Raw genomic sequence first — 4,070 nt, 5'->3', positions numbered from 1 at the left:
ACCCGTCATCCGTCAGAACCGTCTTCTTGCCATAGCCATTGCGGCTGTTGCCCTGGGAACCTTCGCTGGAGAGATGGTGATCCATCTCCGCGTTCAGAGCCCGTTCCGCAAGCGCCTTCTTCAACTGGTCGATCAGCCCGCCGCCATCAAAGGCAGTCTTGGCGTCAGACCCGCCAAGCAATTGGTCCAAGATCGCGTCCGGGATAACCGGCTCTTTCCGTCGTGCCATGGGAATCTCCTTCATACCCATTATGCACCCCGTACACGAAATTCCTGACACTCCCTTGCTGTCGAGATCAGATTCCGCCGCATCCATGTTCTGCCGCCGATCGGCAAGCAGAAGCGCTATCCAGCGCTTGATTTGACAGTGCTTCACGCCCAGGAACGGCAGGAACCAACGCATCGGCCAAGGATCGACTGGAAGCTGATCACCGATCTACCCGTCCTTTCCCACGAAGGCGCCATCGAGAAGCTCGATTGGTACGCCATGCGCTGGAAGATAGAGATCTTCCACAAGATCCTGAAATCCGGTTGCAAGGCTGAAGAGGCCCGACTGCAAACCGCTGAGCGCCTTGTAAAGCTCATTGCCGTCTTCTGTATTCTGGCCTGGCGGATCTTCTGGATGACCATGCTCAACCGAGCCACACCGGATGCCGACCCCACCGTCGCGATCACGCCGATCGAGATGAAGCTGCTCGACCATCTGCTGCCCGATAAGGGCGAGCCGCCCGCATCTCGCGCGGGTACTTTGTCCGGTTATGTGATCAAGATTGCAAAGCTCGGTGGCTATCTGGCTCGCGCACACGATCCGCCACCGGGCAACACCGTCATGTGGCGAGGCTTATCGTGCCTCACAGATATCAGGATCGGCATGACCATCGGAGCCGAACTTATGGGTAACTGAAAGTGTGCTCAGGCGGTTACAATCGAAGCCTTTCACGCCTTGCCTCTCAAACAATTATTACTATTAAATATAGAATCAAATTTCCATGACCTAGAACGTGTACTATATTAAACTTACAATGCAGGATTTTCGGCTAGATATGTCTGAATCAGGTAAATTTACACGAAACTTCGCGCGGAAATACTTGGCTGTCATAGGTAAGGTTTCATCAAAATTTCGAATCAGCGACGATGAATTAAAAAATAGCTTTATATCATACTTGTCGAGCGGAGCAATTCATGGAGTTTATGCTCTCAAAGATGATATTTACAAAAAAGTGGTGAAAATTGAAAAAGATATCTTAAGTTCCAAGGCGATAACATTTGAGCAGCGTAATAAATTCTTGGATGATCAGCTGAAAGAAGATTCTCAAAACGCGACTCGCCAAGCATTTGAGATTTTTTATGCCGAACTTAAAGATGGAAACAATATTTTCAAAAATCCTGAAGCTGTTATAAAGGCAACTCAGGCTACTATTGATCGCAGCAGGAAACGAGGCACGAAGAGTATAGAAGCGCCGAAGGTTGCGAGAGAAGAGGCTGGTCATACGCGAGAGCGGTCCAGCTCGGTTGCTGAAGATGAGCACAGAGAAGACCCGGGTACCCCTGGGGATTTTCGTGAGCGTCAAAAAAAATTAAGTCAAGCGCAATATCGTATTTCAAGGAGTTTTGTGCAAAGATACTTTCTGTATAATTGCATCATTGAGCCTTTGAAGAAAATAGATAGAAATAAGCTAACGGATAGTTTCTTTTCGTATCTAGCAAACGGAAAAACTGGTGGTTATTATTCTCTTTCAGGCAGTCTGGCGGATAAAGTAGAGGAAATTAGAAATGATATTATTGCCGATGATATTGAGAAGCGGAAAATAAAAACACCAACCCAGCGTGAACAATTCGTGAGGGATCAGCAGAAATCAAACCGCCCAAACGCGACTCGCGAGCTCTTCGCGATTTTTGAAGCCACGCTTGAAAACACAGAAGCCACGCCTGAAGCTACATTTGAAAGGAAGCGTAATTTTCTCAGTGAAGCTAGCCGCCTTCAAGCAGTGATTCAGAAGAGGGTTTCCGACGGGCGAAAAGGAGAAACTACTAAGGGCAAAGAAAAAAACACTGCTGACGCTATAGAAACGCTAGAGGTTGCCGGAGACCAGGCGGATCATGCGCTAGAGAGGTCGAGCCCGGCTGACAGAGATGAGCGCAGTGAAGACCGGGATGCCGCTCAGGTTTCCCCTACTCCGGAAACACAAGAGGCTGTGGGGAGCCCTGAACGGCCGGTGGAGATTGGAGTTTCACCCCTGTCGGAGGGATCGAATCGGGCGGCTGGTGAAAATGCGCATGACGAAGATTCAGCCTTGATGTCCGCCCGGTACCACCGAGAGAATTTCGAACAGCTAGAAAGGCACCGACTTTTGGTTGCCGAAAGACTACCGAGTCCTCATATTGGTCAGGAAGAGGCCCTCGATCAAGATGACCATTTGGAACTTTTGATGACGGGGTACGATCACTATGGGAGCCGGGCGTCCACGCCTGACCGTGACAGTCGCGAGGGATCGGAAACTTACACCGGTGGATCTTCTCGGGAAAGCCCAGCATCGTTTGTGTCTTCCACGGATTCGGGGCGTGGGAGTGGCGGCAGAAACCCGATCACTCTTCTGGGCAAGCGTGGACGCGAAACACCTCCCGTTTTCGAGGATCCGGCGAAGAGGCTGAGGACGGAAAAGCTGCCCGACGAGTTTCTCAAGCAGCTACGAGAGAACCCACCGGAGGAGGACGAGAAGGCGTTTGCCGAGCTGCTTGGCGATCCATATTTTGGTCTGGCGGATGTCCCTGTTCAGGAGGACCATGTCACATATAAGATGAATATCTTCGGTGGTCATAAGAACGTGGTGTCCACGCCTGACCGTGACAGTCGTGACGGATCAGAAACTAATTCCGGCCGATTTTCTCGGGAAAGCCCCGCATCGCCTGAGCCGTACACCGACCCGCGGCGTGGGAGTGGCGGCAGAAGCCCGATCACTCTTCTGGGCAAACGCGGACGAGAAACGGCCGCTGTTGAGGATCCGGCGAAAAGGCCGAGGACGGAAGAGCTGCTGTCACCCACGCCAATAATAGCGTCGCGACAACCACGCTCTCCATCAGTCGTCTCGCGCTCCCTCCGAGACTTCATCTGGGATGATAGCAGAGATCGTTCGATGACCCGGTTTTCCAGTAGGGACTGACATCCCATTATTCTGTTCACGTCAAAAGCAGCGTATTTCTGGCAGATCTCATTGCTGGTTTCGCTCTCGCTGCGCACGGCATTCGCCTGAATCACGCCAATTTGCGCTGTGAGAGTATGCGCCAGCGCCCACTGCCCGGGTCGATTTGAAGAACCCAGTTTCAACGGTTCACATCCCACAAACCCTCCACACGCAGATGGATGCCCCGCATCGGGGCACGCCCCAATATTTCCCAATCAACTGGAGACCTCGAATTACCGCTGAATTGGTGATCGGCGGCGCGGCCTAACGGCTGTTGGCTACTTTTGCCTGTAAGCGCGAATTTCTATGCGCCTTTTGAAGCGGAGTGCTCTGATGCATGAAGTGTCCACCAAAAACAGGTGGACACCAAATCATGGACGATGCTCCTAAACTGCAGGTGCGGCTTGTTGGCCGCGACGGTCGCCGTCGATATGACCCTTCCTCCCGAGATCAGCTTGTCGCAGCGTGTTTAGAGCCCGGCGTTTCGGTTTCGCGTCTAGCTCTGGAGCACGGCGTCAACGCCAATCTCGTTCGCAAGTGGGTGAAGAGAGCCAAAGAAGATAGTGCAATGCCTGCGGTATCTACGTTCGTTCCGGTTCAGATAGCTACGGATATGCACTCGTCTTCTGCCAGCGGTCCACTGACGAAGGTGGAGCCGGTGGGCAAGCGATCTCATGCATCCAAGCTGAGCGCGGTGCTGCCGAACGGGGTCAGCCTGACGCTGGAATGCAGCGATGTCGATGGTCTGGCGGCAATCATAGGTGCGGATTCCGACGTGAAGCCGGCCGCCATTCCGATCAAAGACCGGCCACCATTCCGATTTGAAGCCGGCCACCGTTCCGATCAAAGACCGGCCAGTTTTCGGCACTGAACATTACCTCCTGGGTC

4 protein-coding genes are annotated in these 4,070 nt (G+C 52.6%); 3 read left to right on the top strand and 1 reads right to left on the bottom strand.

From position 1 onward, the window contains the following. The coding region (locus tag DMO26_RS33145) for a transposase (RefSeq protein ID WP_205421307.1) at positions 1-229 on the bottom strand (229 nt) is incomplete at its 3' end. A 66-nt stretch (positions 230-295) separates the two neighbouring features. Between DMO26_RS33145 and DMO26_RS33140 the strand changes: the two genes are divergently transcribed. The 3 genes from DMO26_RS33140 (at position 296) to tnpA (ending at position 4,053) form a co-directional block, all read left to right on the top strand. Then, positions 296-904, top strand: coding sequence for an IS4 family transposase (locus tag DMO26_RS33140; protein WP_226951519.1), 609 nt, complete (start codon positions 296-298; stop codon positions 902-904). Between the two features lie 97 nt (positions 905-1,001). Continuing rightward, positions 1,002-3,161, top strand: coding sequence for a hypothetical protein (locus DMO26_RS33135; RefSeq protein WP_162895198.1), 2,160 nt, complete (start codon positions 1,002-1,004; stop codon positions 3,159-3,161). 394 nt (positions 3,162-3,555) lie between these two features. Further along, complete coding sequence (gene tnpA / locus DMO26_RS33130; RefSeq protein ID WP_404947109.1) at positions 3,556-4,053, top strand: IS66-like element accessory protein TnpA; 498 nt, start codon at positions 3,556-3,558, stop codon at positions 4,051-4,053. The last annotated feature ends 17 nt before the right edge of the window (positions 4,054-4,070 follow it).

Source organism: Rhizobium terrae (genome assembly GCF_003425685.1).
Classification (GTDB): domain Bacteria; phylum Pseudomonadota; class Alphaproteobacteria; order Rhizobiales; family Rhizobiaceae; genus Neorhizobium; species Neorhizobium terrae.
Note: the sequence above shows the minus strand (reverse complement) of the source record. Positions and strands in the feature narration are given on the sequence as shown.